Origin of the sequence: Aeromonas sp. s5 (genome assembly GCF_040907865.1) — a bacterium.
GTDB classification, from domain to species: domain Bacteria; phylum Pseudomonadota; class Gammaproteobacteria; order Enterobacterales; family Aeromonadaceae; genus Aeromonas; species Aeromonas dhakensis.
Genome location: NZ_JBFOCO010000027.1, coordinates 1 through 25,750, shown reverse-complemented (window position 1 = coordinate 25,750; position 25,750 = coordinate 1). Strand labels below are relative to the sequence as shown.

Annotated in this window: 29 protein-coding genes and 6 tRNA genes; 29 read left to right on the top strand and 6 right to left on the bottom strand. The window is 60.1% G+C overall.

The features are described 5' to 3' along the window. Positions 1–28 precede the first annotated feature (28 nt). From proC to AB5Y94_RS16115, 4 genes are read left to right on the top strand one after another with little or no spacing between them, the layout of a single operon-like run. Positions 29–853: a pyrroline-5-carboxylate reductase gene (proC, locus tag AB5Y94_RS16130; protein ID WP_019838902.1), complete on the top strand. Its 825-nt coding sequence runs from the start codon at positions 29–31 to the stop codon at positions 851–853. A gap of 40 nt (positions 854–893) precedes the next feature. Further along, positions 894–1,445 carry a YggT family protein gene (locus AB5Y94_RS16125; RefSeq protein WP_017780458.1) on the top strand — a complete coding sequence of 184 codons (552 nt, stop codon included), beginning with the start codon at positions 894–896 and terminating at the stop codon, positions 1,443–1,445. Continuing rightward, positions 1,445–1,744, top strand: coding sequence for a DUF167 family protein YggU (yggU, locus tag AB5Y94_RS16120; RefSeq protein WP_005304998.1), 300 nt, complete (start codon positions 1,445–1,447; stop codon positions 1,742–1,744). The genes AB5Y94_RS16125 and yggU overlap by 1 nt, the downstream gene beginning before the upstream one ends. An 18-nt stretch (positions 1,745–1,762) precedes the next feature. Further along, on the top strand, positions 1,763–2,182 hold the full coding sequence (locus AB5Y94_RS16115) for a DUF4426 domain-containing protein (RefSeq protein ID WP_005304995.1): 420 nt from the start codon (positions 1,763–1,765) through the stop codon (positions 2,180–2,182). A 62-nt stretch (positions 2,183–2,244) separates the two neighbouring features. Here the strand turns inward: AB5Y94_RS16115 and AB5Y94_RS16110 are convergent, their stop codons facing one another. Both AB5Y94_RS16110 and AB5Y94_RS16105 read right to left on the bottom strand, forming a co-directional pair. Further along, on the bottom strand, positions 2,245–2,556 hold the full coding sequence (locus AB5Y94_RS16110) for a hypothetical protein (protein ID WP_005304992.1): 312 nt from the start codon (positions 2,554–2,556) through the stop codon (positions 2,245–2,247). 120 nt (positions 2,557–2,676) lie between these two features. Next, positions 2,677–4,281, bottom strand: coding sequence for an ABC transporter substrate-binding protein (locus tag AB5Y94_RS16105; RefSeq protein WP_368206157.1), 1,605 nt, complete (start codon positions 4,279–4,281; stop codon positions 2,677–2,679). A 172-nt stretch (positions 4,282–4,453) separates the two neighbouring features. Between AB5Y94_RS16105 and AB5Y94_RS16100 the strand changes: the two genes are divergently transcribed. Beyond that, positions 4,454–5,161, top strand: a complete 708-nt coding sequence (locus AB5Y94_RS16100) for a ParB-like protein (protein ID WP_368206156.1) — start codon at positions 4,454–4,456, stop codon at positions 5,159–5,161. A 41-nt stretch (positions 5,162–5,202) separates the two neighbouring features. Here AB5Y94_RS16100 and AB5Y94_RS16095 read toward each other — a convergent pair whose 3' ends face one another. Next, complete coding sequence (locus tag AB5Y94_RS16095; protein ID WP_274438225.1) at positions 5,203–5,862, bottom strand: CatB-related O-acetyltransferase; 660 nt, start codon at positions 5,860–5,862, stop codon at positions 5,203–5,205. A 290-nt stretch (positions 5,863–6,152) separates the two neighbouring features. Between AB5Y94_RS16095 and AB5Y94_RS16090 the strand changes: the two genes are divergently transcribed. Further along, positions 6,153–6,581, top strand: coding sequence for a DUF2753 family protein (locus AB5Y94_RS16090; RefSeq protein ID WP_005304979.1), 429 nt, complete (start codon positions 6,153–6,155; stop codon positions 6,579–6,581). Positions 6,582–6,584: 3 nt separating this feature from the next. Here AB5Y94_RS16090 and AB5Y94_RS16085 read toward each other — a convergent pair whose 3' ends face one another. After that, positions 6,585–7,334 carry an enoyl-CoA hydratase-related protein gene (locus AB5Y94_RS16085; RefSeq protein ID WP_368206155.1) on the bottom strand — a complete coding sequence of 250 codons (750 nt, stop codon included), beginning with the start codon at positions 7,332–7,334 and terminating at the stop codon, positions 6,585–6,587. Positions 7,335–7,423: 89 nt separating this feature from the next. On the opposite strand from AB5Y94_RS16085, the gene AB5Y94_RS16080 reads away from it, so the two are divergent. The 3 genes from AB5Y94_RS16080 to AB5Y94_RS16070 all read left to right on the top strand — a co-directional run bounded on the left by AB5Y94_RS16080 (position 7,424) and on the right by AB5Y94_RS16070 (position 9,333). Beyond that, entirely contained in the window at positions 7,424–7,864 is a 441-nt protein-coding gene (locus tag AB5Y94_RS16080; protein WP_368206154.1) for a copper chaperone PCu(A)C, read from the top strand. Positions 7,865–7,957: 93 nt separating this feature from the next. After that, the gene (locus AB5Y94_RS16075) at positions 7,958–8,587 is read left to right on the top strand and encodes a TIGR04219 family outer membrane beta-barrel protein (RefSeq protein WP_368206153.1); all 630 of its coding nucleotides are present in this window, start codon (positions 7,958–7,960) and stop codon (positions 8,585–8,587) included. Positions 8,588–8,652: 65 nt separating this feature from the next. Beyond that, positions 8,653–9,333, top strand: coding sequence for an SDR family oxidoreductase (locus tag AB5Y94_RS16070; protein ID WP_005304962.1), 681 nt, complete (start codon positions 8,653–8,655; stop codon positions 9,331–9,333). Positions 9,334–9,425: 92 nt separating this feature from the next. Here the strand turns inward: AB5Y94_RS16070 and AB5Y94_RS16065 are convergent, their stop codons facing one another. Both AB5Y94_RS16065 and AB5Y94_RS16060 read right to left on the bottom strand, forming a co-directional pair. Beyond that, a complete protein-coding gene (locus tag AB5Y94_RS16065; protein WP_368206152.1) occupies positions 9,426–11,150 on the bottom strand; it encodes a proline--tRNA ligase in 1,725 nt (574 codons plus the stop codon). A 135-nt stretch (positions 11,151–11,285) separates the two neighbouring features. Beyond that, positions 11,286–13,295 carry a methyl-accepting chemotaxis protein gene (locus AB5Y94_RS16060; protein WP_368206151.1) on the bottom strand — a complete coding sequence of 670 codons (2,010 nt, stop codon included), beginning with the start codon at positions 13,293–13,295 and terminating at the stop codon, positions 11,286–11,288. A 237-nt stretch (positions 13,296–13,532) separates the two neighbouring features. On the opposite strand from AB5Y94_RS16060, the gene ruvA reads away from it, so the two are divergent. The 20 genes from ruvA to AB5Y94_RS15960 all read left to right on the top strand — a co-directional run bounded on the left by ruvA (position 13,533) and on the right by AB5Y94_RS15960 (position 25,750). Continuing rightward, positions 13,533–14,147 carry a Holliday junction branch migration protein RuvA gene (ruvA, locus tag AB5Y94_RS16055; protein ID WP_005304953.1) on the top strand — a complete coding sequence of 205 codons (615 nt, stop codon included), beginning with the start codon at positions 13,533–13,535 and terminating at the stop codon, positions 14,145–14,147. 8 nt (positions 14,148–14,155) lie between these two features. Next, positions 14,156–15,166 carry a Holliday junction branch migration DNA helicase RuvB gene (gene ruvB / locus AB5Y94_RS16050; protein WP_005304949.1) on the top strand — a complete coding sequence of 337 codons (1,011 nt, stop codon included), beginning with the start codon at positions 14,156–14,158 and terminating at the stop codon, positions 15,164–15,166. Positions 15,167–15,606: 440 nt separating this feature from the next. Beyond that, complete coding sequence (locus AB5Y94_RS16045; RefSeq protein WP_156028177.1) at positions 15,607–15,753, top strand: hypothetical protein; 147 nt, start codon at positions 15,607–15,609, stop codon at positions 15,751–15,753. 348 nt (positions 15,754–16,101) lie between these two features. After that, positions 16,102–17,658: a cytochrome ubiquinol oxidase subunit I gene (cydA, locus tag AB5Y94_RS16040; protein ID WP_005304948.1), complete on the top strand. Its 1,557-nt coding sequence runs from the start codon at positions 16,102–16,104 to the stop codon at positions 17,656–17,658. 12 nt (positions 17,659–17,670) lie between these two features. Then, a complete protein-coding gene (gene cydB / locus AB5Y94_RS16035; RefSeq protein ID WP_005304945.1) occupies positions 17,671–18,807 on the top strand; it encodes a cytochrome d ubiquinol oxidase subunit II in 1,137 nt (378 codons plus the stop codon). 14 nt (positions 18,808–18,821) lie between these two features. After that, entirely contained in the window at positions 18,822–18,938 is a 117-nt protein-coding gene (gene cydX / locus AB5Y94_RS16030; RefSeq protein ID WP_005304933.1) for a cytochrome bd-I oxidase subunit CydX, read from the top strand. Then, positions 18,925–19,236: a cyd operon YbgE family protein gene (locus tag AB5Y94_RS16025; RefSeq protein ID WP_041203624.1), complete on the top strand. Its 312-nt coding sequence runs from the start codon at positions 18,925–18,927 to the stop codon at positions 19,234–19,236. The genes cydX and AB5Y94_RS16025 overlap by 14 nt, the downstream gene beginning before the upstream one ends. Positions 19,237–19,341: 105 nt before the next feature. Further along, entirely contained in the window at positions 19,342–19,749 is a 408-nt protein-coding gene (gene ybgC, locus AB5Y94_RS16020) for a tol-pal system-associated acyl-CoA thioesterase (RefSeq protein ID WP_206865843.1), read from the top strand. Further along, positions 19,739–20,428, top strand: a complete 690-nt coding sequence (gene tolQ / locus AB5Y94_RS16015; RefSeq protein WP_005304921.1) for a protein TolQ — start codon at positions 19,739–19,741, stop codon at positions 20,426–20,428. The genes ybgC and tolQ overlap by 11 nt, the downstream gene beginning before the upstream one ends. Next, a complete protein-coding gene (tolR, locus tag AB5Y94_RS16010; RefSeq protein WP_005304918.1) occupies positions 20,428–20,874 on the top strand; it encodes a protein TolR in 447 nt (148 codons plus the stop codon). Before tolQ ends, tolR begins: the two co-directional genes overlap by 1 nt. A gap of 5 nt (positions 20,875–20,879) precedes the next feature. Then, a complete protein-coding gene (gene tolA, locus AB5Y94_RS16005) occupies positions 20,880–22,037 on the top strand; it encodes a cell envelope integrity protein TolA (RefSeq protein ID WP_208201201.1) in 1,158 nt (385 codons plus the stop codon). A gap of 77 nt (positions 22,038–22,114) precedes the next feature. Beyond that, a complete protein-coding gene (gene tolB, locus AB5Y94_RS16000; RefSeq protein ID WP_010636193.1) occupies positions 22,115–23,440 on the top strand; it encodes a Tol-Pal system beta propeller repeat protein TolB in 1,326 nt (441 codons plus the stop codon). A 49-nt stretch (positions 23,441–23,489) separates the two neighbouring features. Beyond that, positions 23,490–24,014: a peptidoglycan-associated lipoprotein Pal gene (pal, locus tag AB5Y94_RS15995; protein WP_005304908.1), complete on the top strand. Its 525-nt coding sequence runs from the start codon at positions 23,490–23,492 to the stop codon at positions 24,012–24,014. 158 nt (positions 24,015–24,172) lie between these two features. After that, a complete protein-coding gene (gene ybgF, locus AB5Y94_RS15990; RefSeq protein WP_368206150.1) occupies positions 24,173–24,982 on the top strand; it encodes a tol-pal system protein YbgF in 810 nt (269 codons plus the stop codon). A gap of 174 nt (positions 24,983–25,156) precedes the next feature. Continuing rightward, a tRNA-Lys gene (locus AB5Y94_RS15985) sits at positions 25,157–25,232 on the top strand. A gap of 30 nt (positions 25,233–25,262) precedes the next feature. Then, a tRNA-Val gene (locus tag AB5Y94_RS15980) sits at positions 25,263–25,338 on the top strand. A 49-nt stretch (positions 25,339–25,387) separates the two neighbouring features. Then, positions 25,388–25,463 (top strand) — tRNA-Lys (locus AB5Y94_RS15975). A gap of 21 nt (positions 25,464–25,484) precedes the next feature. Next, a tRNA-Val gene (locus AB5Y94_RS15970) sits at positions 25,485–25,560 on the top strand. A 22-nt stretch (positions 25,561–25,582) separates the two neighbouring features. After that, positions 25,583–25,658: transfer RNA gene (locus AB5Y94_RS15965), tRNA-Lys, on the top strand. Between the two features lie 16 nt (positions 25,659–25,674). Then, positions 25,675–25,750, top strand: a tRNA-Val gene (locus tag AB5Y94_RS15960).

Below are 25,750 nucleotides of genomic sequence, written 5' to 3'. Positions count from 1 at the left end.
TGCCTTTTTCAGATCACAGGAGTGTTTGATGCAGTACAGAACCCTCGCCTTTATCGGGGCTGGCAACATGAGCCGCAGCATCATTGCCGGCCTGGTTCAGGCGGGCTACCCGGCCGAGCGGATCATTGCCGCTAACCCCAGCCGGCCCAAGTTGGATGCGCTGGCCGGCGACTACGGCATTCGCGTCACCCAGGACAACGCTGAGGCGGCCCGGGCGGCCGAAGTGATCGTGCTGGCGGTCAAGCCGCAGCTGATGGCAGCCATGCTGAGCGCGCTGGTGACGGCGCTGGGCACGCTGGAGGGCAAGCTGCTCATCTCCATCGCCGCCGGCATCAAGGTGGCACGGCTGGCCGAAATGGCGGGCGGCCACGGCCGGATCATCCGCACCATGCCGAACACCCCGTCTCTGCTGGGGCTGGGCATGACCGGGCTGTACGCCCCGCCCGGCATCGAGCAGGCCGATCGTGAGCTGGCCGAGCAGATGATGCAGGCGGTGGGCAAAACCCTCTGGGTGGAGCAGGAGTCCGGCATCAACGGCGTCATCGCCGCGGCCGGCAGTGCGCCTGCCTACTTCTTCCTGTTCATGCAGGCCATCGCCGAGGAGGCCGAGGCCATGGGCTTCTCCCCCGAGCAGGCCCGCCTGCTGGTGCAGCAGACCGCCCTTGGCGCGGCAGCCATGGTCGAGCAGAATCCCGAGCTGTCGCTGCAGACCCTGCGCGAGCAGGTGACCAGCAAGGGCGGCACCACCGCCGAGGCGATCAAGACCTTCCAGCAGCAGGGGCTGATGCCGCTGACTGCGCAAGCCATGCAGGCGGCCGTTGCCCGGGCCGGCGAAATGGAAACCCTGTTCTGAACCCGATTTTCGTTACTCTCAGTTGCAACCTGGAGCCCAGATGAACACTGCTTACTTTCTGATTAATACGATTTTTGACCTCTATCTCATGGTGGTGCTGTTGCGCGTCTGGTTGCAGTGGGCCCGTGCCGACTTCTACAACCCCATGAGCCAGATGGTGGTCAAGCTGACCAATCCGCTGGTGGTGCCGCTGCGCCGGGTCATTCCCGGGCTGGGCGGGCTGGATCTGGCCTCGGTGCTGCTGGCGCTGCTGATCGCCTTCGCCAAGCTGGCGCTGCTCAAGAGCATGAACGTGCTGCTGGCCGACTGGCTCACCCTCAGCCTGTTTGCCGCCCTCACCGTGCTGAAGAAGGCCGGCTCCATGATCTTCTGGATCCTGCTGATCCGCGCCATCCTGAGCTGGGTCAGCCAGGGTCGCAACCCCATCGAGTACGTGATGCACCAGCTGACCGAGCCCTTCCTGGCCCCTATCCGTCGCATTCTGCCGGCGCTGGGCGGGCTGGATCTCTCCGTGCTGGTCGCCTTTATCGGGCTGCAGGCCATAAACTATCTGTTGGGGGATCTGTTCGGCCAGCTGTGGTGGATGATTTGATGGCAGCCGTCCTGCGGGAAGGGGATGAGCTGGTATTGCATCTGATGATCCAGCCCAAGGCGAGTCGGGATCAGATCGTCGGATTGCACGGAGAAGAGTTGAAAGTGGCCATCACGGCGCCGCCGGTGGATGGTCAGGCCAACAGCCACTTGATCAAGTATCTGGCCAAGCAGTTCAAGGTGGCCAAGGGGCAGGTTCGCATCGTGCGGGGGGAGCTGGGACGGCACAAGACGGTCGCCATCGAGGCGCCCAGGCAGATCCCCGCCGAGGTCAGTGCCCTGCTGGACAATCAGGGTTAACACGAGAAGGATGACACCATGAAAACAGCCTGGATAAGCTGCCTGCTGGCACTGTTGCTGACCTTGCCCCTGCGGGCCGAACAGATGAAGGAGCTGGGCCCCTGGCAGGTGCACTACAGCGCCTTCAACTCCAGCTTCCTCACCCCCGAGGTGGCCAAGGCCTATGGCCTGGAGCGCAGTCGCTACAACGGCATCGTCAACATCGCGGTGCAGAACAAGCAGGGGGTGGCCCAGGCGGTGGGGATCACCGGCGAGGCCAAGAACCTCACTGGCACCATCCGCAACCTGACCTTCCAGGAGGTCAAGGAGGGCAACGCCATCTACTATCTGGCGGTGCTGCCCTATCGCAACGAGGATACCTACCAGTTCACCCTGAAGATCATGGGGGAGGGGCAGCAGCAGACGCTGACCTTCCAGCAGACCTTCTACGTCGACTGATGCCGGCACCCACCTTGCTCTGAAAAAAAGCCCCGAACGCAGGTTCGGGGCTTTTTATGACGTTATGACGGCGAGTCGGTCGGCGGGGTGAAGTCGTGGATCTCCCCCAGTCGCGGGGTGAAGCGAGGATCCTGATCCCGGTTGTGTTCCACCCACTCCATGGCCTGGCAGAAGCTCTCCCGCTTCGAGAATTCGCTGCGCACCTGATCGATGGCCCGCTCCGCGCTGCGCCGCTCCATCTTGCTGGCCTTGCGGTCGCTGAACTGTTGCTGCTGGGCCAGCATCCATTCGGTGAAGGCCTGGCGGCACTGTGTTTCGCTGGCCGCCTGGGCGGGCAGGGTCAGCAGCAGAGAGATCATCAATACAAAACGCATAACAAACCGGTGATTGAGGGGGTGGTTGCCTGAAAGGGCGGCATTTTATGCCGAAAACTTGAGCATGAACAGGGGGCGATGGCAGAAGATTGGGGCCGGCATGGCCGGCCCCGGGCAGGATCAGTGCTTGACCAGGTAGAGCTGGCGGCTGTAGGCCACGTCTTCCGGATTGTTGATGGGGTAGCCCTTGAGCCAGGGCTTGATCAGCCGGGCGTTGGTGTACTGATAGATGGGGGCGATGGGTGCCTCGTCCTGCAATATGGCCTCGGCCTCATCGAACAAGCGGGCCCGTTCACGGGGATCCTGACTGTTGGCCGCCTTGGCCAGCAGAGCATCGTAGTCGGCGTTGGCGAAGCGGGCCATGTTGCCGCTGTGGTGGGAGCCCCACAGGCCGAGGAAGGCTGATGGATCGTTGTAATCGGCCACCCAGGAGGAGCGGATCACCTCGAACTGGCCGCTCTGACGGCTGTCGAGATAACTCTTCCACTCCTGATTGGTGAGTTCGACCTGCGCCCCCAGCTTCTGTTTCCACAGGTTGGCGATGGCCAGCGCCATCTTCTTGTGCACCTCGGCCGTGTTGTAGAGCAGGGTCAGCTTGAGCGGGTTGGCCGGGCCGTAGCCCGCCTCCTTGAGCAGGGCTATGGCCTTGTCGTCGAGGACCTGCTGGCTGCTGCTGGAGAGCAGGTTGGCCTTGGGTTCGAAGCCGGCGACCACGTCCGGGGTGAAGTGATAGGCCGGTTTCTCACCCGTGCCCAGGATCTTGTTGGCGATGAGGCCCCGATCGATGGTGTAGGAGAGCGCCTTGCGCACCCGCACATCGTTGAGGGGGGCACGCTGGGTGTTGAAGGCGTAGTAGTAGGTGCCGAGCTGATCCGGGGTATAGACCTCACCCGGGATCTGCTGCATCAGCTTGTGATACTGCTCCTTGGGGAAGGACTCGGTGATGTGCAGGTCGCCGGCCAGGTAGCGGTTGGTGGCCGCACTCTCCTGGTTGATGGGTACGAAGGTGACCTTGGTCAGCACGGTATGGGCGCGATCCCAGTAGTAGGGGTTGGGGGTCAGTTCCAGCTTTTCGTTCACCACCCGGTGACTCAGCACGAAGGCCCCGTTGCCGACCAGCTTGCCGGGCTGGGTCCACTGGTTGCCGTATTGCTCCATGCTGGCACGATGCAGCGGCGACAGGCTGGGGTGGGTCAGCAGGCTCAGGAAGTAGGGCACCGGCTGGGAGAGGGTCACCTGCAGGGTGTGCTGGTCTAGGGCCTTCACGCCGAGTTCCTCGGGGGCCAGCTTGCCGGCCACTATGTCGTCCACCTTGTCGAAGCGGGCCAGCTGGGCGAACCAGGCAAAGGTGGCGGCCTCTTTGGGATCGACCAGTTTGCGCCAGCCGTAGACGAAGTCGGCGGCCTGTACGGGATCGCCGTTCGACCAGCGTGCGTCCGGGCGCAGATGGAAGGTGAAACGTTGATTGCCCTGGTTGTCCCAGCTAGCGGCCACCCCGGGCAGTACCTTGCCGTCCGGCCCCTGGGTCAGCAGCCCCTCGTAGAGATCCCGCAGTACCTGCAGTTCGGGCAGGCCGACCAGCTTGAGCGGACTCAGGCTCGCCGGCTCGTCTTTCAGATGACGCACGACGGCCTGCTCGGTGGCGAGCTGGGTGCCGGGCGGAACATCGGCAGCCTGGACACAGGCACTGCCCAGCAGGGCCAGCAGGGGACTCCATCCTTTCATGGTTGATCCTTCAAATAGTGTGAAGCGGGGTGAAAACTCGGCGAGAAGTGATCGCCGACAGACGGGAAATCATGATATCCCGTTTGCTGGTCAGACCGCCAGTATGAGTCCCTTGGATGAGGGGACTCCCCGGCATCTTATTTGACCCGCCATTTGGGCAGAGGAGCAAGCGATGAGAACATGGATCCTGTTGGCCCTGGCCATCAGTCAGGGAGCCTGGGCGCTGGCGCCGTGCGAGCGGCAGAGCCAGGTCGGCAGCTGGTGCGAGGCAAACATCGCCGCGCTGCACCCCACCCAGGGGGGCGTGGGCCAGATCCAGGTCGACAACACCCAGGCCGAGCTGGCGGGCAAGAGCGCAAAACAGCTCGACAAGGTGATGAAAAAGAAAGAGATCCCCATCGTCATCGCGCCCGATGGCGGCTACTGGCTGGTGGACAGACACCATCTGACCAAGGCGCTGTGGCAACTCGGGGTGAAGCAGGTTCGGGTCAAGGTGATCGCCAGGCTGCAGGACAAGGCCAGCTTCTGGAGCCAGATGCAGGGCAATCATTGGGCCTGGCTCAAGGACGAGCAGGGTCGGCCCCTCACGCCGGAACAGTTGCCGAGCCGCATCGACCTGCTACCCGACTACCCCTATCGCACCCTGGCCGGGTTGCTGCAGGATGCGGGCTATTTCGACAAGCGGGAGCAGGTCTACTTTGTCGAGTTCGCCTGGGCCAGCTGGCTTGGCCGGCAGATGGACTGGCTGCCGATCGACAGTGCCAACCTGGCGGATCGCCTCTATCAGGCCAAGCGGCTGGCGTGCAGCAACAAGGCGGCCGATCTGCCCGGCTACCCCGGCAAGCAGTGCCGGGTCAATCCGCCCGACAGCGGCAATTGAGCGACAGGATGAAAGCGGGGGGGCCATGGCCCCCCGCTGCATCATGATCGGGTCTCTCCCCAGCGGGCGGCAGCCTGTTCCAGCAGGGCCACCTCGCCTTGCTGGATCAGTGGCAGCAGGGCCTGCACCTGTTCATCTGGCCACTCCCACCAGGCCAGCGCCTGCAAACGGGCAATCTCGTCCTTCTCAAAGCGCATCCTGATAACCTTGGCCGGCGTACCGGCCACCATGGCATAGGGCGGTACATCCTGATTGACCAGGGCACGTGCCGCTATGATGGCGCCGTCGCCGATGGTGACCCCCGGCATGATCATGGCGTCCATGCCGAGCCAGACATCGTTGCCGATGCGGGTGTCGCCGGCCGGACGATAGCTGCGCCGGAGCGCCTCTACATCTGAAAACGGATAGGTGCTGATGAAGGCCGTGTTGTGGGTCTGGTTGCCACCCATGATGATCTTCACCCCGGCGGCTATTTGCACATAGTCGCCGATGTGGAGCTGATCGATGTGCCAGAGCGGCTCCCAGCCGGTCTCCTGGCTGCGGCTGAAACGGTCGCCGTGCAGATAGCGCACGGCATGCTCTTCAAAGGGGCCGTCCCAGGCGCCGGAGTAGTAGCTGTGCCGTCCCTTGAGATGGATGTTGGGGTTGCTCACTGTCAGATGCAGGTACTCGACCTGCGACCAGTGTTGGCAGGGTTTCATGGCTGTTTCCTCGTTCAAATGGATAGGGGTGGATGACGCGAGGAGCGCAGCTAATAGATCCAGACCAGCAGGCGGGGCACGCACAGGGTCGAGCAGCCCAGCGCCTGAGGTAAACGGGGTCGCAGCATGGGAAGAGGGATCCTGAAAGATGAGCGCCCATAGTAAGCCATGCCGGGGCGGGAGCCAAGCCGTGCACCGCCAGCTGGTCAAAACCTGCACAAAATATCGGGTTGATATTCATTCTCAACTGGGCATGATAAAAGTCCCACCCATCAACCTGGGAGATCGGCATGACCCATCAAATCTGGCAGCGTTACATGCTGGAGGCTGAAAATGCGCTGGGCGCCGGCGCGCTCGGCACCGCCATCTGCCTCTATCAACAGGCCCTCGCCGAGGTGTATGAACTGAGTGACGGCGATCTGGATGAACTGGCCAGCATGCGGGTGGCGACCTGCCACCGGCTGGCAGATTTCTGGCGCGCCATGGAGGAGCCGGCCTACGAGCTGCGCTACCTCAAGCTGGCCTCGGAGCTGGTCACTGCGCTGGTGCCCCAGTGTCCGAACCGGGAGTGTGAATCCCTCATCAGTGAACTGGGCTGCTGCCGAGCGGCGCTGCTCTCTTTCCTCAAGCGCCATCCCAATCCCGACATCGCCCGCCTGATCCAGTTGCAGGATCAGGTGCAGGGCTGCGAGCTGATCGGCCGTTTTCGCCTCAACTGAGGATCATTTACGGCCCTTGAGGCGCTGGGCGATCCGCATCTGCGCCTCTTCCCCCTGCAGGGCGAGGGAGAAGGCGCGCGCCTCCAGATCGATGACGAAGTGCACTGCCTGCCTGAGCTCCTGCTTGAGCAGCGCCTTGCTCTTTTGCAGCGCCTTTGGCGCCTTGGCCGCCAGCTTCAGACCCTGCTCCCTGGCAAAGGGGAGCAGGGCTTCGGCCGTCAGCACCCGGTTGGCCAGCCCGAGTCGCAGCGCCTCGTCGGCATCGATGGCTTCGGCCAGCAGCAACAGCTCCGCCGCCTTCAGGTGACCCACGCTGCGCGGCAGCAGCAGGCTGGAGGCAAACTCCGGCACCAGCCCCAGCTCGACGAAGGGCAGTTGCAGACGGGCATTGTCGGCCAGATAGACCAGATCGCAATGCAGCAGCAGGGTGGTGCCGATGCCGACCGCTGCGCCGCCGACCGCGGCGATCACCGGTTTGGGGAAGTCGGCCAGGGTGTGCAGAAATTGCAGAATGGGGTCGTCGGGATCCAGCCCCGTCTTGCCCATGAAGTCGGCCAGATCATTGCCGGCGGTGAAGCAGTCGGGCTGTCCCTGAATGAGCAGGGCATGGATGGCGTCATCCGCCGTCGCTTGCCGCAATGCCTCGGTGAGCGCACGATACATGACGGTATTGAGGGCGTTGCGCTTGTCGGGGCGATTGAGGGTCAAGGTGAGCAAGCCATCCTGCTGCTCGGCAATGATAATGGGGTCCATGTCTAAATCCTTGTTATTGCTGGCTGTCAAAGGCTTACCGCTGCGGTAAGCTTTGTTGCGTTTAACAACATCATAAAAGGATTTCAACCATGTTTAAACGTGCGTTCTATTCCCTGCTGGCCCTGGGACTGGCCGCTCCCGCCTTGGCCAAGGTCGAGGCCGTCGACTGTTATGTGCGCCTGCTGCCGCCGGGCTCTCCCAATACCGCCGCCTTCCTGGTGCTGAAGAACGATGCCGATCAGCCGGTCAAGCTGGTGGCCGCCGCCTCGCCCGAGGTGGGCCGCGCCGAGCTGCACACCCATCTGCACGAGAACGGCGTGATGAGGATGCGCCAGGTCGAGAGCATCGAGGTGCCGGCCAAGGGGGAAGTGGCGCTCAAGCCCGGCAGCTTCCACATCATGCTGTTCGAGGTGCGCGAGCTCTCCCAGGGCACCCCTTTCCCGCTGACGCTGACCATGGATGATGGCCAGCAGCTGGAGCTGAGCCTGCCGGTGAAGCCGGTTGAACCCATGGCGGGCATGCAGCACTGACATTAATGGACGCTTGTTCAGCTTTTTACACTGTGTATTCCCGTCGCTCTGGGTAAAATGATGGCCTTTCCAGTCCAACAAGAGAGTAACGTGATGAAGAAGACCTTGATTGCCGGTTGTGTGCTGGCCCTGTTCAGCCAGGCTGCCATGGCTGCCGATGACTGGCGTTTTGCCGCCGGTGCCGATGTATGGAATGCTCAGGGCAGCGGCCAGATCAACGGTGTCGGGGCCAACGGCAGCTACGACGAGAACTACAACTGGAGCGGCTACCTGCAACTGGAGCACGGCATCATCCTGCTGCCCAACGCCAAGTTCGAGATCTCCGATTTCGGCACCAGCGGCGGCGCCCTCAACAACGATCTGATGGCCTATGACCTGAGCCTCTACTATCGCCTGTTCAACAACGATCTGTTCCAGATCGACCTGGGTCTGACCGGTCGTCGCTACGATGGCGATTTCAACACCCTGCACTACTCCTATGACAAGGACGTGCTGATGGCCTACACCGGCGCCGAACTGCGCATCCCGGGTACCGGCTTTGCCGCCTTCGGCGATGCCCGCGTGCAGGATGCCGACAACTACGACTACCGTCTGGGTGGCTCCTACAAGTTCGCGACCGTACCGCTCAAGGTGCGTGCCGGCTGGCGTGATGCGAGCATGGACTTCGATCGCGTTGACCAGCGGGTAGACGGCTGGTTCATCGGCGGCGAATTCACCTTCTAAATACTGGCAATCTCTGGTGACGATGCCCTCATCATCCCGATGGCGGCATCCGGCGAGGAACGAACATGGGTCATATCATAGTGACGGGGGCGGGATCCGGCTTGGGCCGCGCCTTGACCATAGGTCTGGTTGAACGGGGCCATCAGGTTTCCATGATGGGGCGTCGTTATCAGAAGCTGCAGGAGCAGGAAGCCTTGCTCGGCAAGGCGGTGATCGGCATTGCCGCCGATCTGGCGCACCACGAGGAAGTGGATGTCGCCTTTGCCGCCGCGGTGGAGTGGGGCGGCCTGCCCGAGCTGGTGCTGCATTGCGCCGGCGTGGGCGAATTCGGCCCGGTCGGCGTCTATACCGCCGAGCAGATCCGCCGGGTGGTGGAGAGCAATCTCATCTCCACCATTCTGGTGGCCCAGCAGACGGTGCGCCTCATCGGCGACAAGGGCGGGGTGCTGGCCAATGTGCTCTCTTCCGCCGCCCAGGTGGGCAAGGCCAACGAGAGTCTCTACTGCGCCTCCAAATGGGGGATGCGCGGCTTTCTAGAATCCTTGCGGGCCGAGCTGAAGGGCTCGCCGCTGCGGCTGGTGAACCTCTATCCGAGCGGGATCCGCAGTGAATTCTGGGACAACTCGGATCACGTAGACAGCAGCGGCTTCATGACCCCGGAAGATGCCGCCGCTTACATGCTGGATGCACTGGAGGCCAGAAGCAGCTGCCACGTGACCGATCTCTTTATCGGTCGCAATCCCTGACAAAAGGCTGCCGTCATCCGGTTGCCATCGTCAGAAGAGAGAAACAAAAAGCGCGCCATCGGCGCGCTTTTTTATACCAGCGAGGGGCGGGATTAACGGCCCAGCTTGGCCTTGAGCATGGCGACGATGTCGCTGATGGCCACTTCCTGCTTTTCGCCGGTGCGGCGGCACTTGTACTCCACCACGCCGCTGTCCATGCCGCGCTCGCCGATGACGATGCCGTGGGGTACGCCCAGCAGCTCCATGTCGGCGAACATCACGCCCGGACGCTCTTTACGGTCGTCGAACAGCACGTCGACACCGGCGGCCTTCAGCTCGGCGTAGAATTGCTCGGCCAGCTCGGCGACGCGCACGGACTTGTGCATGTTCATCGGCACGATGGCCACTTCGAACGGGGCGATGGCGTCCGGCCAGATGATGCCGTACTGGTCGTTGTTCTGCTCGATGGCGGCCGCCACCAGGCGGGAGACCCCGATGCCGTAGCAACCCATCTCCATGGTGACGGACTTGCCGCCTTCGTTCAGCACGCTCGCCTTCATGGCTTCGGAGTACTTGGTACCCAGCTGGAAGATGTGGCCCACTTCGATGCCGCGCTTGAGCAGCAGCTTGCCCTGGCCGCACGGGCTCGGGTCGCCTTCCACCACGTTGCGCAGGTCGGCAACTTCATAGGTGGCGATGTCGCGATCCCAGTTGGCACCGGTCAGGTGGAAGCCGGTCTCGTTGGCGCCGCAGACGAAGTCAGCCAGGTGGGCGGCGCTGCGATCGGCGATGATGCGACCGGCAAAGCCGACCGGGCCGATGGAGCCAGCATCACAGCCGGCGGCGGCCTTGATCTGCTCGTCATTGGCGAAGGTCAGCGGGTTGGCGACACCCGGCAGCTTCTCGGCCTTGATTTCGTTCAGCTCGTGGTCGCCACGCAGCACCAGCGCGATGACCGCCTGGTTGCCGTGCTCGTCCGCTTCGCCCAGCACCAGCAGGGTCTTGGCGATGGCGCTCGGGGCCACGCTCAGGAAGGCGACCACTTCATCGATGGTGTGGACGTTCGGGGTCGCGACCTTGGTCAGGGCTGCGGTGGCAGCGGCGCGCTCGCCAGCCGGCGCCAGCGCCTCGGCCATCTCGATGTTGGCGGCGTAATCGGAGCTGTCGGAGAAGGCGATCAGGTCTTCACCGCTCTCGGCCAGCACCTGGAATTCGTGGGAGCCGGTACCACCGATGGAGCCGGTATCGGCCTGCACCGGACGGAAGTTCAGACCCATGCGGGTGAACGCCTTGCAGTAGGCGGCGTGCATCTTCTCGTAGGTATCGACCAGGGAGGCCTTGTCGATGTGGAAGGAGTAGGCGTCCTTCATCAGGAACTCACGGCCACGCATCACGCCGAAACGGGGGCGAACTTCGTCGCGGAACTTGGTCTGGATCTGGTACAGATTCAGCGGCAGCTGTTTGTAGCTGTTCACTTCGTAACGGATCAGCGCGGTGATCACCTCTTCGTGGGTCGGGCCCAGCACGAAGGGACGGTTGTGACGGTCGGTCAGACGGCACAGCTCGGGACCGTAGTCATCCCAGCGGCCTGACTCCTGCCACAGCTCGGCGGGCTGAACCACCGGCATGGAGACTTCGATGGCACCAGCATTGTTCATCTCTTCGCGAACAATGTTCTCGATTTTTTTCAGAACCCGCAGACCGGACGGCAGCCAGGCATACATGCCGGAGGCCAGTTTGCGGATCATGCCGGCGCGCAGCATCAGCTGATGGCTGATGATCTCGGCGTCGGACGGGGTTTCCTTGAGAGTGGAAAGCAGATATTGGCTGGTACGCATCGCGGTAGACCTTAGCTAAGACGGGCGGCGGGGCCCTGGATAATTTCAAGAGCGGAATTTTAACAGGACGGGCCCTGCGGCCCAAGGGCTAAATTCGTACGATGGGAGAAAGCGGGGGCATCGCCCCCGCTGCGGTCAGACCCGAAATTGCGACAGCAACCGCTGTTGCAGCAGGCTGGCCTGATGGAGAGAGGAGGCGAGTTGCAGACACTCCTGCGCCTCCTGTTCGCCGGTCTGGGCCTGCTGGCTGATGCCGGAGACCTTGTCCGAGGTGTGGCTCAGGGTATGGGAGAGCTGGCCGGTGGCGTCCGCCACCTGCTGTACCATGTCCGCCAGGTGGTCGATGGCGCCTTCCACCTTGAACAGGATCTGCTTGGTGTTGTCGGAATCCGCCATGCCCGACTCCACCGTCTTCAGGTTGCGCTGCATCATCAGGTAGGCGGTTTCGGTCTGCTGCTGGATGCTGTTGATCACCTCGTTGATCTCGGCGCTGGAGGAGGCGGTGCGATTGGCCAGGGTGCGCACTTCGTCGGCCACCACCGCAAAGCCGCGGCCCATCTCGCCGGCCCGGGCGGCCTCGATGGCGGCGTTGAGCGCCAGCAGGTTGGTCTGCTCGGAAATGCCGCTGATGGTGGAGATGATCTGGCCTATCTGACTGGCCTGCTCCTTGAGGGCGTTGATGGCGGTGGCGCATTCGCCCACCTCCATCACCACCCGCTGCATGCCCGCGCTGGCGGAGGAGACATACTGACTGCTCTCGGTGGTGAGCTGGCGCACCTCGTTGGCATTTTGCGCCGCCAGGCTGCAGTTGTCCGAGATGGTGGTGGCCACCTGCACCATCTGCTCGCTGTCATGGTGCAGCGCCTGGGCATGTTCGGCCGTCTGGCGGCTGCTCTGGCTGATGGCCTGAACCCGGTTGACCGAGGTGTGCACGTGCTCGCTGATGTGCTGGTTGTTGTCCATGGTGGAGCTGATCATCTTCTGCAGCTTCTCGATGAAGCGATCCACGCTGCCGGCCAGCGAGCCGATTTCGTCGTCACGCCTGAGGTTGATGCGGGCGTTGAGATCCCCTTCGCCGGCTGCGATGTCCTGCATGCGCCGATTGACCTGCAGCAGGGGCCGTACGATGGCGCGCACCAGCCAGAAGCCGCACAGGGTCACGATCAGCAGGCTGAACAGCAGGCCGCCCAGGATCAGACTCTTGGTATGGTTGATGATGGCGTTGAGCTGACCCACCTGATCCTCGACCGTGGCATCGCCCTTTGCCTCCACGTCGACCAGCAATTTCTTGAGCTGATCGGCGCTCTGCTCATAGCTGATCAGCTGGCGTTGATATTCGCCAAGGGCCGCCATCCACTGCACCATCAATTGCTGAACCTCGGTTTCCAGCGCCCGATACTGGGTTGCCAGTGACTGGCCGGCAAACTCCCCCTCAGCGGGCACGTCAAACAGTCCGCTGGCCAGCATGGCGTCGACCGCCTCCCGGTAGAAGCGGGTCGCCTCCTCCATCTCGTTCTGGATGGCGGGGGTGAGCCCTTCGCTCTGCATCTTCTCCAGCGCATAGAGCTGACGCAGGAAGCCTATATTGGCCTCCATGCCGCCATCGGCCGCGTGCCAGCGGGTTGCCAGGCCGCCATTCCAGCTGATGGCCTGATCCGGTGACTGGGTGAGGCTCTCGACCGCGCCATCACCCACCACCTCGAGCTGGGTCGAGAGGCGGGACATGCGTTCAGAGCTGGCGCGCAGCGCCTGATCGAGGCGGGTAAACGTCTGGTAGAGCGCCAGCAGTTGTTCCTGTTGCTGCTGGTAGACCTGATGCTGCTGGTTCATGGTGTTGATGGCGGCGTCATCGATGAGCTGACCTTCGCCCACCCGGCGCATGGCGTCAGTGGTGGCGGTTCTGGCCTGCTGCAGCTCCTGCTCGTCGAGGGACATGCCTCTGAGCATCTTCTGGATGTAGAGCGACTGGTTGCCGAGCTCGATGGAGCCCTCCATGGCGCCGTCTGCAGTCTGCCAGGCGGCACCCAGCACATAGGAGAGCAGATCCGCCAGCCGCTGGCTGCCATACCAGCCGACGACGCCCATGCCCAGCGTGCAGCTGAGCAGAATGGCCAGCCCCAGGTTCGATGTGGTGACGATTTTCATGATTAAGGACCTTCCTTGGCTCCAAACAAACCCAACTTAGTGTTTTATCAGTGGCAACAAAATGCCATGCCAGATGGAAAATAAAGTTGTTGCCCGGCTCGGATCCAAGCATGGCTTGGAACGCGCGAGTGTGCTGAAAATCCGCTGCGGTCCAGCCGCCCTATGCTGGATACTTATCCAGTTATTCTTTATGCTATGAGCCAATTTACAGATAGCTGGTTTGGCGAGGAGAGAGCCGTGATTGGTCGCTTGAGAGGCGTAGTCATTGAGAAACAACCCCCCGAGGTATTGCTGGAGGTCGGGGGCGTGGGCTATGAGGTGCACATGCCCATGAGCTGCTTCTATGATCTGCCCGAGATCGGCAAGGAAGCGGTCATTCACACCCACTTCGTGGTGCGGGAAGACGCCCAACTGCTGTACGGCTTCAATCACAAGCAGGAGCGGGCGCTGTTTCGCGAGCTGATCAAGACCAACGGGGTCGGCCCCAAGCTGGCGCTGGCCATCCTCTCCGGCATGACCGCCACCCAGTTCGTGCTGAGTGTCGAGCGCGAGGAGATAAGCTCCCTGGTCAAGTTGCCAGGGGTTGGCAAGAAGACCGCCGAGCGACTGGTGGTGGAGATGAAGGACAGGCTCAAGGGGTGGGTCAGCCACGATCTCTTCTCGCCGGCCGAGATCACCCTGCCCGCGAAGGAGAGTGCCCTGCGGGCGCCAGATTCGAGCGAAGAGGCCGCCAGTGCGCTGGTGGCGCTCGGCTACAAGCCGCAGCAGGCCAGCCAGATCGTCAGCAAGGTCGCGGTGGATGGCATGTCGGTGGAAGATATCATCCGTGAAGCGCTGCGCAGCCTGGTGTGAGGTAAAGAATGATTGAAGCGGATCGCCTCATTTCCGCCGCTGGCGGGCGTGAGGAAGAAGTCATCGATCGGGCCATCCGGCCCAAGCTGCTGGCCGATTACACCGGCCAGGATCCGGTCTGCGAACAGATGGAGATCTTCATCGCGGCTGCGCGCCAGCGCGGCGAGGCGCTCGATCACCTGCTGATCTTCGGCCCGCCCGGGCTTGGCAAGACGACGCTGGCCAACATAGTGGCCAACGAGATGGGGGTCAACATCAAGACCACCTCCGGTCCCGTGCTGGAGAAGGCCGGCGATCTGGCGGCGCTGCTCACCAACCTCGAGCCGAACGACGTGCTGTTCATCGACGAGATCCACCGCCTCAGCCCTGTGGTGGAGGAGGTGCTCTACCCGGCGATGGAGGATTACCAGCTCGACATCATGATCGGGGAGGGGCCGGCGGCTCGCTCCATCAAGCTCGACCTGCCCCCCTTCACCCTGATCGGCGCGACGACCCGGGCCGGCTCTCTCACCAGCCCGCTGCGGGATCGCTTCGGTATCGTGCAGCGCCTCGAGTTCTACAACGTCAGGGATCTGACCGACATCGTTGCCCGCAGCGCCCGTTGCCTCGGGCTCGACATGACGGAAGACGGTGCGCTGGAGGTGGCGCGTCGCTCGCGCGGTACGCCGCGAATTGCTAACCGTTTGTTGCGCCGGGTGCGGGATTTTGCCCAGGTGAAATCCGACGGCCGGATTGACGGACCCATAGCGGCCCGAGCCATGGACATGCTGGACGTGGATAACGAAGGGTTCGACTTCATGGACCGCAAGCTATTGTTGGCTGTCATAGACAAGTTTCTGGGGGGGCCGGTGGGGCTCGACAACCTGGCTGCGGCCATCGGCGAGGAGAAGGACACCATCGAAGATGTGCTCGAACCCTATCTGATCCAGCAGGGCTTCCTGCAACGTACACCCAGAGGGCGGATCGCGACACCAAGAGCTTATGCGCATTTTGGCCTGCAAAGGCCAGATGAAGGGTAAAAACAGCTGATTGAACAAAAAACCGCCTTCAAGGGCGGTTTTTTGTTATCCGGGCAAAAAAAAGCCCACTGCGGATGCGGTGGGCAAAGACAATTCAGGATGGATGTTCACAGACAGTGAGTGCGTCTGGAGACAGACCGGTAAAAAACAGAGTGAGCCGTCGCGAGGCCTCAGAGTCGGTTCATTTGATAGAGCTGAACGAACGAAAGCTTGTAGTAACGGATGGTTTTAGCAACAAACTTTTTCATCTTTAATTCCAATAGACAGGTTCGAAATGTTCATCGAATACGTACCGGGAACCCAGATTGACCGGCCTGTATCCAAGGGTATGCCCTCACTGCGAGGCGCATTGTAGGAGCTCTGTCTGACTCGGACAAACAAGAAAAATTACCCATCTCAGATTAGATTAACTAATCATTTGATGGTCTTGTCGAATTAGCATGGATATGCGTTTTTATTGGTTTTTAATTAGTTTTATTCTGGCTGGAGACAAGCGAGGGAAACATGATGAAAACACCCTTGAGAGTTGTTTTTTAACAGAAGCATTACTTATTTGCTTAAAGATTAAAGTTGATTTAAATCAATGATTTGCGATTTTTATTTTTTTGTGACCCAGCTCTCTAAAATAATTGGAAAGGGTCGTGAAAATGCCTTTGAAAGGCATGTATTGATGGTGGTTTTACATTGATTTCAATCAAATAAAGGTGATATAAAACTCAGGTCATTATGGGCAGGAATAAAGCAAGCTTGATTGTTTTGTAATTGTTAAACATTAGCTTTTTTTGTTTCCTATTATTGCCTTGTTGTTAATGTGGTGGCAGTCGAATCCGGTCGTCAGTGCAAAACTGGAACATGACCGATAATTCGGGGACTTCCAACGGAAGCTTTGTCTTAAAACTTAAAATAGCCGTGCCAATAATCGGTGAGGAAACATCATGATTGCTGAGCATGTGGTAGACCTATCGCGGTTCCAATTCGCTGCGACGGCCCTTTATCACTTCCTGTTTGTGCCCTTGACGCTCGGAATGGCCTTCATTCTGGCGATCATGGAGTCTGTCTATGTGATGACCAACAACCCTGTCTACCGGGACATGACCAAGTTCTGGGGCAAGTTGTTTGGTATCAACTTTGCCCTCGGGGTCACCACAGGGCTGACCATGGAGTTCCAGTTTGGTACCAACTGGGCCTACTACTCCCACTATGTCGGCGATATCTTCGGGGCCCCGCTGGCCATTGAAGGTCTGATGGCATTCTTCCTGGAATCCACCTTCGTCGGTATGTTCTTCTTCGGCTGGGATCGGCTCTCCAAGCGTCAGCACCTGGCTGCGACCTGGTTGATGGCGCTCGGGACCAACCTCTCCGCGCTCTGGATCCTGGTTGCCAACGGCTGGATGCAGAACCCGGTCGGTGCCGAGTTCAACTTCGAAACCATGCGCATGGAGATGGTGAGCTTCGCCGATCTGGTGTTCAACCCGGTTGCCCAGGTGAAGTTCGTCCACACAGTGGCGGCAGGCTATACCACAGGCGCCATGTTCGTGCTGGGCATCTCTTCCTATTACCTGCTCAAGCATCGTGACGTGGCCTTCGCCCGTCGCTCCTTCGCCATTGCGGCCGCATTCGGCATGGCGTCCATCCTCTCCGTGCTGATCCTCGGTGACGAGTCCGGCTACGAGACAGGTGAAGTGCAGAAGGTGAAACTGGCGGCCATCGAGGCCGAGTGGAACACCGAACCTGCGCCAGCTTCCTTTACCCTGTTCGGCATCCCGAACCAGGAAGAGATGCGCACCGACTACGCCATCAAGATCCCTTATGCCCTTGGCATCATCGCCACCCGTTCGCTGGACGGCCAGGTGACCGGTCTCAAGGATCTGAAGAGCGAGCACGAGCTGCGCGTGCGCAACGGCATGACCGCCTACGACCTGCTGACCAAGCTGCAGTCCGGCGACAAGTCTGACGATACCCGCGCCCGCTTCGACGAAGTGAAGCAGGACCTGGGTTACGGTCTGCTGCTCAAGCGCTATACCTCCAACGTGACCGATGCCACCGACGAGCAGATCAAGGCCGCCGTGGATGACTCCATCCCGCAAGTGCTGCCGCTGTTCTTCGCCTTCCGCATCATGGTTGCCTGCGGCATGCTGATGCTGGTGCTGATTGGCCTGGCCTTCTATGACAGTACCCGTCACAAGATCGGCGAGCGCAAGTGGTTGCTCAAGGCGCTGCTGTACGGCATCCCGCTGCCCTGGATCGCCATCGAGTGTGGCTGGTTCGTCGCGGAATACGGTCGTCAGCCCTGGACCATCGCCGAAGTGTTGCCGACCTCGGTCTCGGCCTCCAACGTGCCGGCCTCCGAGATCTGGTTCTCCCTTATCGGGATCTGCCTGTTCTACACCGTACTGCTGATCATCGAGATGTACCTGATGTTCAAGTACGCGCGTCTGGGCCCAAGCAGCCTGAAGACCGGCAAGTACCACTTCGAACAGAGCAAGGCATAAGGAGAGCAACCCATGTTTGATTACGAAATGTTGCGCCTGGTCTGGTGGGTGCTGGTCGGCGTCCTGCTGATTGGCTTCGCCATCACCGACGGCTTCGATATGGGGGTGGGCGCACTGCTCCCCTTCGTCGGCAAGAAAGATGTTGAGCGTCGGGTGATGCTCAACACCATGGGCCCGCACTGGGAAGGGAACCAGGTCTGGCTGGTGACCGCCGGTGGTGCCCTGTTTGCAGCCTGGCCCATGGTGTATGCGGCAGCCTTTTCCGGCTTCTATATCGCCATGATCCTGACCCTGATGGCACTGTTCTTCCGCCCGGTCGGTTTCAAGTACCGCTCCCTGCGTGAAGATGCCAAGTGGCGCAGCAACTGGGACTGGGCATTGTTCGTCGGTAGCGCGGTACCGCCCATCGTGTTTGGCGTGGCGTTTGGCAACCTGCTGCAGGGCGTGCCGTTCGACTTCAACCAGTTCATGATGCTGACCTATCACGGCAACTTCTTCGGTCTGCTCAATCCGTTCGGCCTGCTGGCCGGTCTGGTGAGCCTGTTCATGCTGGTCACCCAGGGTGCTACCTGGCTGATGATGAAGACCGACGGTGAAGTGCTGGCCCGCTCCCGCACCGCCGCCATGATCTGCTCGCTGGTGACCCTGGTGCTGTTCGCACTGGCCGGTTTCTGGGTCAGCGGCATGGAAGGCTATGTGGTGGTCAAGGCCGCCGCGACCGATGCCGTCTCCAATCCGATGAACAAGGAAGTGGTGCGTCAGGCCGGTGCCTGGATGAACAACTACAGCCTCTATCCCTGGATGGTTGCGGCACCCGTGCTGGGTCTGGCGATGAGCCTGCTGACGTCGCTGTTTGCCAAGCTGAACAAGGGCTGGCTGGCGTTCACCTGCTCCTCCCTGGCCATTGCCGGCGTGATCCTGACTGCCGGCTTCTCCATGTTCCCGTTCGTGATGCCCTCAAGCCTTGAGCCGTCATTGAGCCTGACCATGTGGGATGCCACCGCTTCTCTCAACACCCTGCGGGTGATGACGGTAGCGGCCGCCATCTTCGTACCGATTGTGCTGGGTTATACCCTGTGGACCTACATCAAGATGTTCGGCCGGGTGACCAGCAAGCACATCGAAGACAACCAACAATCGCTCTACTAAGAAGGTGCCCTGATATGTGGTATTTCACCTGGATCCTGGGTCTGCTGCTGGCTTGTGCATTCGGCATCATCAATGCGCTGTGGCTGGAACACACCGAGAACATGGATCGCCAGATCGATGAGAACAAGTGATCGACTCGCCCGGTTGGCCGCTCCCCTGGAGCGCCAACCCTGGCAGGGGTTGATGCTGGTAGCGGCGGCTCTGTTGGCCGTCGCTATTTTACAGGCCCCCAATCTGGTGGCCGCCAACACCAGCGAACACGGCCTCTGGCTGGCGCCCTGGCTGATGTGGGCGGTCTGTTGCGGGGTCATGCACGGGCTGGGATTCCATCCCCGCAGCCTCGTCGGTCGCGTGCTGTTTTTCCCCTGGCTCGCCTTGCCCAGTTTGTTGTACGGGCTCTGGCTGACTCAAGGCTATTTCCTTTCATAAAAAACGGGGGGAGGCAGGATTTCCCTGCTTCCCCCTGCTTCTTTCCTATTCAGCCCTGCGCTATGATAGCCCCCCATCTGACTGTCGTATGGATCACAGATTGTTATGGGGGAAGTCTCTGAGTTTCCGGTGCGTGTCTACTACGAAGACACCGATGCCGGGGGCATCGTCTACAACGCCAATTATCTCAAGTTTATGGAACGTGCTCGCACCGAGTTCCTGCGTACTGGCGGCATCGAACAGGATGTCCTGCTGGGCGCCGGGTACGCGTTTGTGGTGAGTCGAACAGAGATCGATTTCCGCTCGGCGGCCCGTTTTAATGAGCTTTTGACTGTATTGACGCAAGTGACCGAAGTGAAACGCGCCTCCATGCGCTTCTCACAACGGATACTGGCGGCTGATGGACGACTGATCACCCAGGCCATGGTACAGATAGCCTGTGTCAGTCATCCGCATATGAAACCTGTTGCAATACCTGAAAATGTGAAGGGAGTGCTGTTAAGTGCACGCTGAAATTTCGTTTATTGGCCTGTTTTGGCAAGCCAGCCTGTTGGTAAAACTGGTCATGATGACCCTGATGGGCATGTCGGTCGTCTCCTGGGCGCTGATCATCCAGCGCTCCAAGGCCATCAAGGCAGCCAATATCGCATCGGAGCAGTTTGAAGACAGATTCTGGTCCGGGGTCGACCTCAACCGTCTCTACCAGGAGTCCTCTTCCCGCCGCGACGACATCGAAGGCATGGAAGACATCTTCTACTCCGGCTTCAAGGAGTATGCCCGTCTGCTCAAGGCCGGCGCCCGTGGTCAGGATGCGGTGATGGACGGTACCTACCGTGCCATGCGCGTCTCCCTCTCCCGCGCGGTGGACGATCTCGAGTCCAACCTGCCGATCCTGGCGACCATCGGCTCCATCAGCCCCTATATCGGTCTGTTTGGTACCGTCTGGGGGATCATGAACGCCTTTATCGCCCTGGGTCAGGTGCAGCAGGCTACCCTGCAGATGGTGGCCCCCGGTATCGCGGAGGCGCTGATCGCCACCGCCATGGGTCTGTTTGCCGCCATCCCGGCCGTTATCTTCTACAACCGCTTCTCCAACAAGGTCGAGCGGCTGGAGAACGCCTACGCCAACTTCATGGACGAGTTCACCACCATTCTGAACCGTCAAATTGCTCAGCAGCAGGGTGATCAGTAATGCAAACCTATCAGCGGATCCGGCGCAAGAAGGTGGCCGAGATCAACGTGGTTCCCTATATCGACGTCATGCTGGTGCTGCTTATCATCTTCATGGCGGTGACGCCCGTGATCACGCAAGGGGTCAAGGTTGACCTGCCGCAGGCGGAGTCCGAGCAGCTGCCGGAGGATGCCAAGCCGCCCTTCATCGTCAGCGTCAATACCGAAGGCGAGTACGTCATCAAGGCCGGTGAGGCCGAAGACGAACCCGTCCCGAGCGGGACGCCCGAGGCGATGCAGCAGTACATCACCGAGAAGGCCATGGGTTACCTGGCCATCAACCAGAACGCCCCCGTGGTAGTGGCCGGTGACAAGTCGGTGCGCTACGAAGAGGTGATCCTGCTGATGGTGGCCCTCAAGAAAGCCGGTGTGCCTCAGGTCGGCCTGATGACAGATCCGGTGAACTGACGGAGATGGATGTGAAGCGTGGTATTTCCGGTTATCTCATCGCGTCGCTTCTGCTGCACCTGATCATCGGCATCATCCTGTTTGTCGGGCTCGACTTCAGCAAGCCGAAGCGACCCGAGTCGAAGGGGCAGATCGTCAATGCCGTCATGCTCGACGAGAACTTCCTCAACGAGCAGGCCAAGCAGATCCAGCAGCAGAAGGCTCAGCCCAAGCCGCAGAAGGTAGAGAAAGAGAAGGATAAGGAAGACACGGACATTGCCAAGCGCGAGCTGGCCCAGCAGCAGGAACGGTTGCGGATTGCAGAGGCCAAGCGCAAGGAGGCCGAGGAGGCCACCCGCAAGGCCGAAGTAGAGAAGCAGAAGAAGCAGGCCGAGCAGAAGCAGGCGGAAGAGAAGGCCCAAAAAGCCGAGGAAGCCCGCAAGCTCGAAGAGCAGAAGGCCAAGAAGGCGGAGGCCGAGCGCAAGGCCGCGGAAGAAGAGAGTAAGGCGCTGGCGCTGAAGAAGAAAAAGGAACAAGAGAAGAAAGAGGCCGAAGAGAAGGCCAAGGCTGAGGAGGCCAAGGCCAAGAAAGCGGAAGCCGAGAAGAAAGCCAAAGCCGAAGCCGAGAAAAAAGCGAAGGCAGAAGCGGACAAGAAAGCCAAGGCGGAGGCCGAGCAGAAGGCCAAGGCTGAAGCCGAGAAGAAAGCCAAGGAAGAGGCGGCCAAGAAGGCAAAAGCTGACGCAGAGAAGAAAGCCAAGGCAGAGGCCGACAAGCAGGCCAAGATCGCGGCTGAACGCAAGCGCAAAGCGGCCGAGGAGGCCAAGCTGCAAAAAGAGATGGAAGACATGATGCAGCAGCAGCTGGCGGCTGAGGCCAATGCCCGCAGTCAGGCGGCATCGGCGGCGGCCAAGGGTGAAGTCGACAAATATGCGGCGCTTATCAAGGCGACTGTTGAGCGATATATGATTTTGGATCCCACCATGCGGGGCAAAACATGTACTATCGGCGTACGTCTTGCGAGCACTGGCTTTGTCATCTCGGTAGATAACGGCCAGGGTGACCCGGCGGTATGTCGTTCCGGCAAAGCAGCCGTACTGAAGGCCAATCAGTTGCCGGTACCCAAGGATCCTGCGGCATTCGAGATGATGAAGGATCTGCGCCTTCAGTTAGCGCCAACGATTTAAGAAAGTCTTTCTACTTTGATTGGCAAGGGTTGTTGATCAGAGAACTGAGTCTCAAATTGGAACTGAGAGTTTAAGCCATGATAAGAAAAGTGTTTTTTGCTTTGGTTGGCTGTTTGTTGCTGGGTCAGAGCGCCCAGGCGGCCTTGGACATCGTCATCACCGGCGGTATCGACAGTGCACGGCCGATTGCCGTCGCCCCCTTCAAGTGGGAAGGCAATGGCCAGCTGCCGCAGGACATCGCGGAAGTGGTCTCCAACGACCTGATGCGCAGTGGCAAGTTCAGACCGCTGGCCCGTGGCCAGATGCCGCAGACCCCGAGCTCCAGCGGTGAAATCAACTTCGCACCCTGGGCCTCCCAAGGGGTCGAAGCCGTGGTGGTCGGTTCCATCGCCGCCGTCGGCGACGGTACCTACAAGGTCAACTTCGAGCTGGTCGACGTGCTCAAGGGCCAGCTGGCCAAGACCCAGGGCGGCGAGAGCAACGGCTACATCCTGGACAGCCGGATGGCGACCATCCCGGGTGCCCAGATGCGCCAGTTTGCCCACCGCATCTCCGACATCGTCTACGAGCGGCTGACCGGCGAGCGCGGGGCCTTCCTGACCCGTCTGGCGTACGTCTCCGTGCAGCAGGGTACCCAGTTCCCGTATCAGCTGCGGATCTCCGACTACGACGGTTACAACGAGAAGACCCTGCTGCGTTCCCGCGAGCCGCTGATGTCCCCAGCCTGGTCGCCGGATGGCAGCAAGCTGGCCTACGTGAGCTTCGAGAACCAGAAATCCGAAATCTACGTGCAGGACATCTACACCCAGCAGCGCAGCCTGATCACCAGCTTCCGCGGCATCAACGGGGCGCCGGAGTGGTCTCCGGATGGTCGTCGTCTGGCTATCGTTCTCTCCAAGGATGGGTCACCGAATCTCTATGTCGTTGATGTTGCTAGCAAGCAGCTGACCCGCGTCACAACCAGCCGGGTAATCGACACCGAACCCTCCTGGATGCCGGACGGTCAAAATTTGCTGTTCACCTCTGAACGTGGTGGCAAACCCCAGATTTATAGCGTAAATTTGGCGACTGGCATGACTCGCCGGATGACTTGGGAAGGTGAATCCAACCAGGGTGCGTCCATTACTCCTGATGGCAAAATCATGGTGATGGTGACCCGGGTTCAGGGGCAATACCGTATCGCCCGTCAGGATATGGAAAACAATGCCCTGCTGGTCCTTACCCAGAGCGCGCTGGATGAGTCGCCAAGTGTGGCTCCCAATGGCAGCATGATCATTTATGCCACCATCTATCAGGGTCGTAAGAGTCTCGCGTTGGTGTCGACTGATGGTCGCTTCAAGGCTGTGCTTCCGACCAGTAGCGGTGAAATTCGTGCACCAGCTTGGTCGCCCTTCTTGAATTGATAAAAATCCAATTGTTTTTTGTTTTGTTATAAAGGTTTAAGGAAATAGCATGCAACTCAATAAACTGCTCAAGGGTTTGGCCATCGCACTGCCACTGTTCACCCTGGCCGCTTGTAGCTCCTCTTCTGATTCCGATGCCGCAGGCGCCGAATCAGGCATGACCGACGGCATGGGCGGTGTACAAACCGGTGGCGCGAACGGCATGTTGTCCCCGGAAGAGCAGATGCGTCAGAAGTTCGAAGCGCTGCAGCGTGACAACGTGATCTACTTCCCGTTCGACGGTTACGACATCCAGGGTCAATACGCCGACCTGCTGGATGCCCACGCCAGCTACCTGCGTGAGCGCCCGAGCGTCAAAGTACTGATCGAAGGTCACGCCGACGAGCGCGGTACTCCGGAGTACAACATCGCGCTGGGCGAGCGTCGTGCCAAGGCTGTTGCCAAGTATCTGCAAACCCTGGGTGTGCAGGCTGAGCAGCTCTCCATCGTCAGCTATGGCGAAGAGAAGCCGCTGGATATGTCTCACACCGAGGATGCCTTTGCCAAGAACCGCCGTGCGGTCCTGGTTTACTAAGGTTTGAATCGAACGAAGTTCGTTTATATGCAAGCGGCCATTTCGATGGCCGTTTTATTTGCACTAAACGCCAAGGTTTGATCCGAATGAAATCTGTATAAGCGAGCGACGATGGCGCTGGCCGTTTTATTTGCACTAAACGCTAAGGTTTGATCCGAATGAAATCTGTGTACAAGCAAGCTGCTGTTGCGCTGGCCGTATTGGTTGTTCTGAATGCGCAAGCGGCGGCACCGGTGAGCGATCTGAGCGGTAACTCGGGTGGTGGGGTTGTCCTAAGCGGCAACAACGGCGCCATCGTGCCCACCGGCAGCCTGGAAGACAGGGTTGCCCTGCTGGAGCGCACGCTCAACGCCCGTCTGCGCCTGCAGGCCGATTTGCAGCAACAGGTGGATGCCCTGCAAGGGGAGGTCTCCGAGCTGCGTGGTCAGCTGGAGCAGCAGACCTACCAGATGGAACAGTCGCAGGAGCGTCAGCGCCAGCTCTATCAGGAGCTCGACAAGGTGGCCAACAGCCAGCCTGCTGCTACACCAGCAGCCCCGGCAGCCGCCGCTGCGAGCGCGACGCCGGCCGCCACGGCCAACTACTCCACCAACCAGAACGAGAATCAGGCCTATGATGCGGCCGTGAACATGGTGCTCAAGGAGAAGAACTACGACAAGGCAATTCCGGCCTTCGAAGGGTTCATCAAGCAGTTCCCGAGCTCCAGCTATGTTCCCAACGCCCATTACTGGCTGGGTCAGCTGCTGTTCAACAAGGGGGATCGGACCGGCGCTGCCGCCCAGTTCACCACTGTGGCTACCAAGTTCAGCAAGTCTCCCAAGCGAGCCGACGCCCTGTTGAAGCTGGGGATGCTGGCACAACTGGATGGCAAGAAGGCGGAAGCCAAGAACTTCTATGAGCAGGTGATCAAGGGCTATCCCAACACCTCGCCGGCCCAGCTGGCCAAGCAGAGTTTGAGCAAGCTGTAACTTTGCCGCATGTCACTGTTTTCGTAACAGTCTTGTAAATACAGCCTCGCTTTGTATGCGCAGTGAACAAACAGATGGAATTTAAGATTTTTCTGTTGCGCCAGGATGATAAATCCGTAATATAGGCCGCCGTCAGAGCCGGTGCAGCATTGCAGTTGGTCCTGGTCGTGGTGAGGGTCGTTAGCTCAGTCGGTAGAGCAGTTGACTTTTAATCAATTGGTCGCTGGTTCGAATCCAGCACGACCCACCATTTCTCCACCAGGTGGAGACAGAATTCCCAGGTCGTTTAGCTCAGCTGGGAGAGCACCTCCCTTACAAGGAGGGGGTCACTGGTTCGATCCCAGTAACGACCACCAGTTTTAAGCTGTTTGCCAAGGCAGGCAGTGAAAGAGGCAAGTCAGGTGTGGGTCGTTAGCTCAGTCGGTAGAGCAGTTGACTCTTAATCAATTGGTCGTAGGTTCGATCCCTACACGACCCACCAATTTGCCCAGATGAATTCCCAGGTCGTTTAGCTCAGCTGGGAGAGCACCTCCCTTACAAGGAGGGGGTCACTGGTTCGATCCCAGTAACGACCACCAGTTTGTAAAAAATGATTTAGATGGGTCGTTAGCTCAGTCGGTAGAGCAGTTGACTTTTAATCAATTGGTCGCTGGTTCGAATCCAGCACGACCCACCATCATTTCAGAATCCCAGGTCGTTTAGCTCAGCTGGGAGAGCACCTCCCTTACAAGGAGGGGGTCACTGGTTCGATCCCAGTAACGACCACCA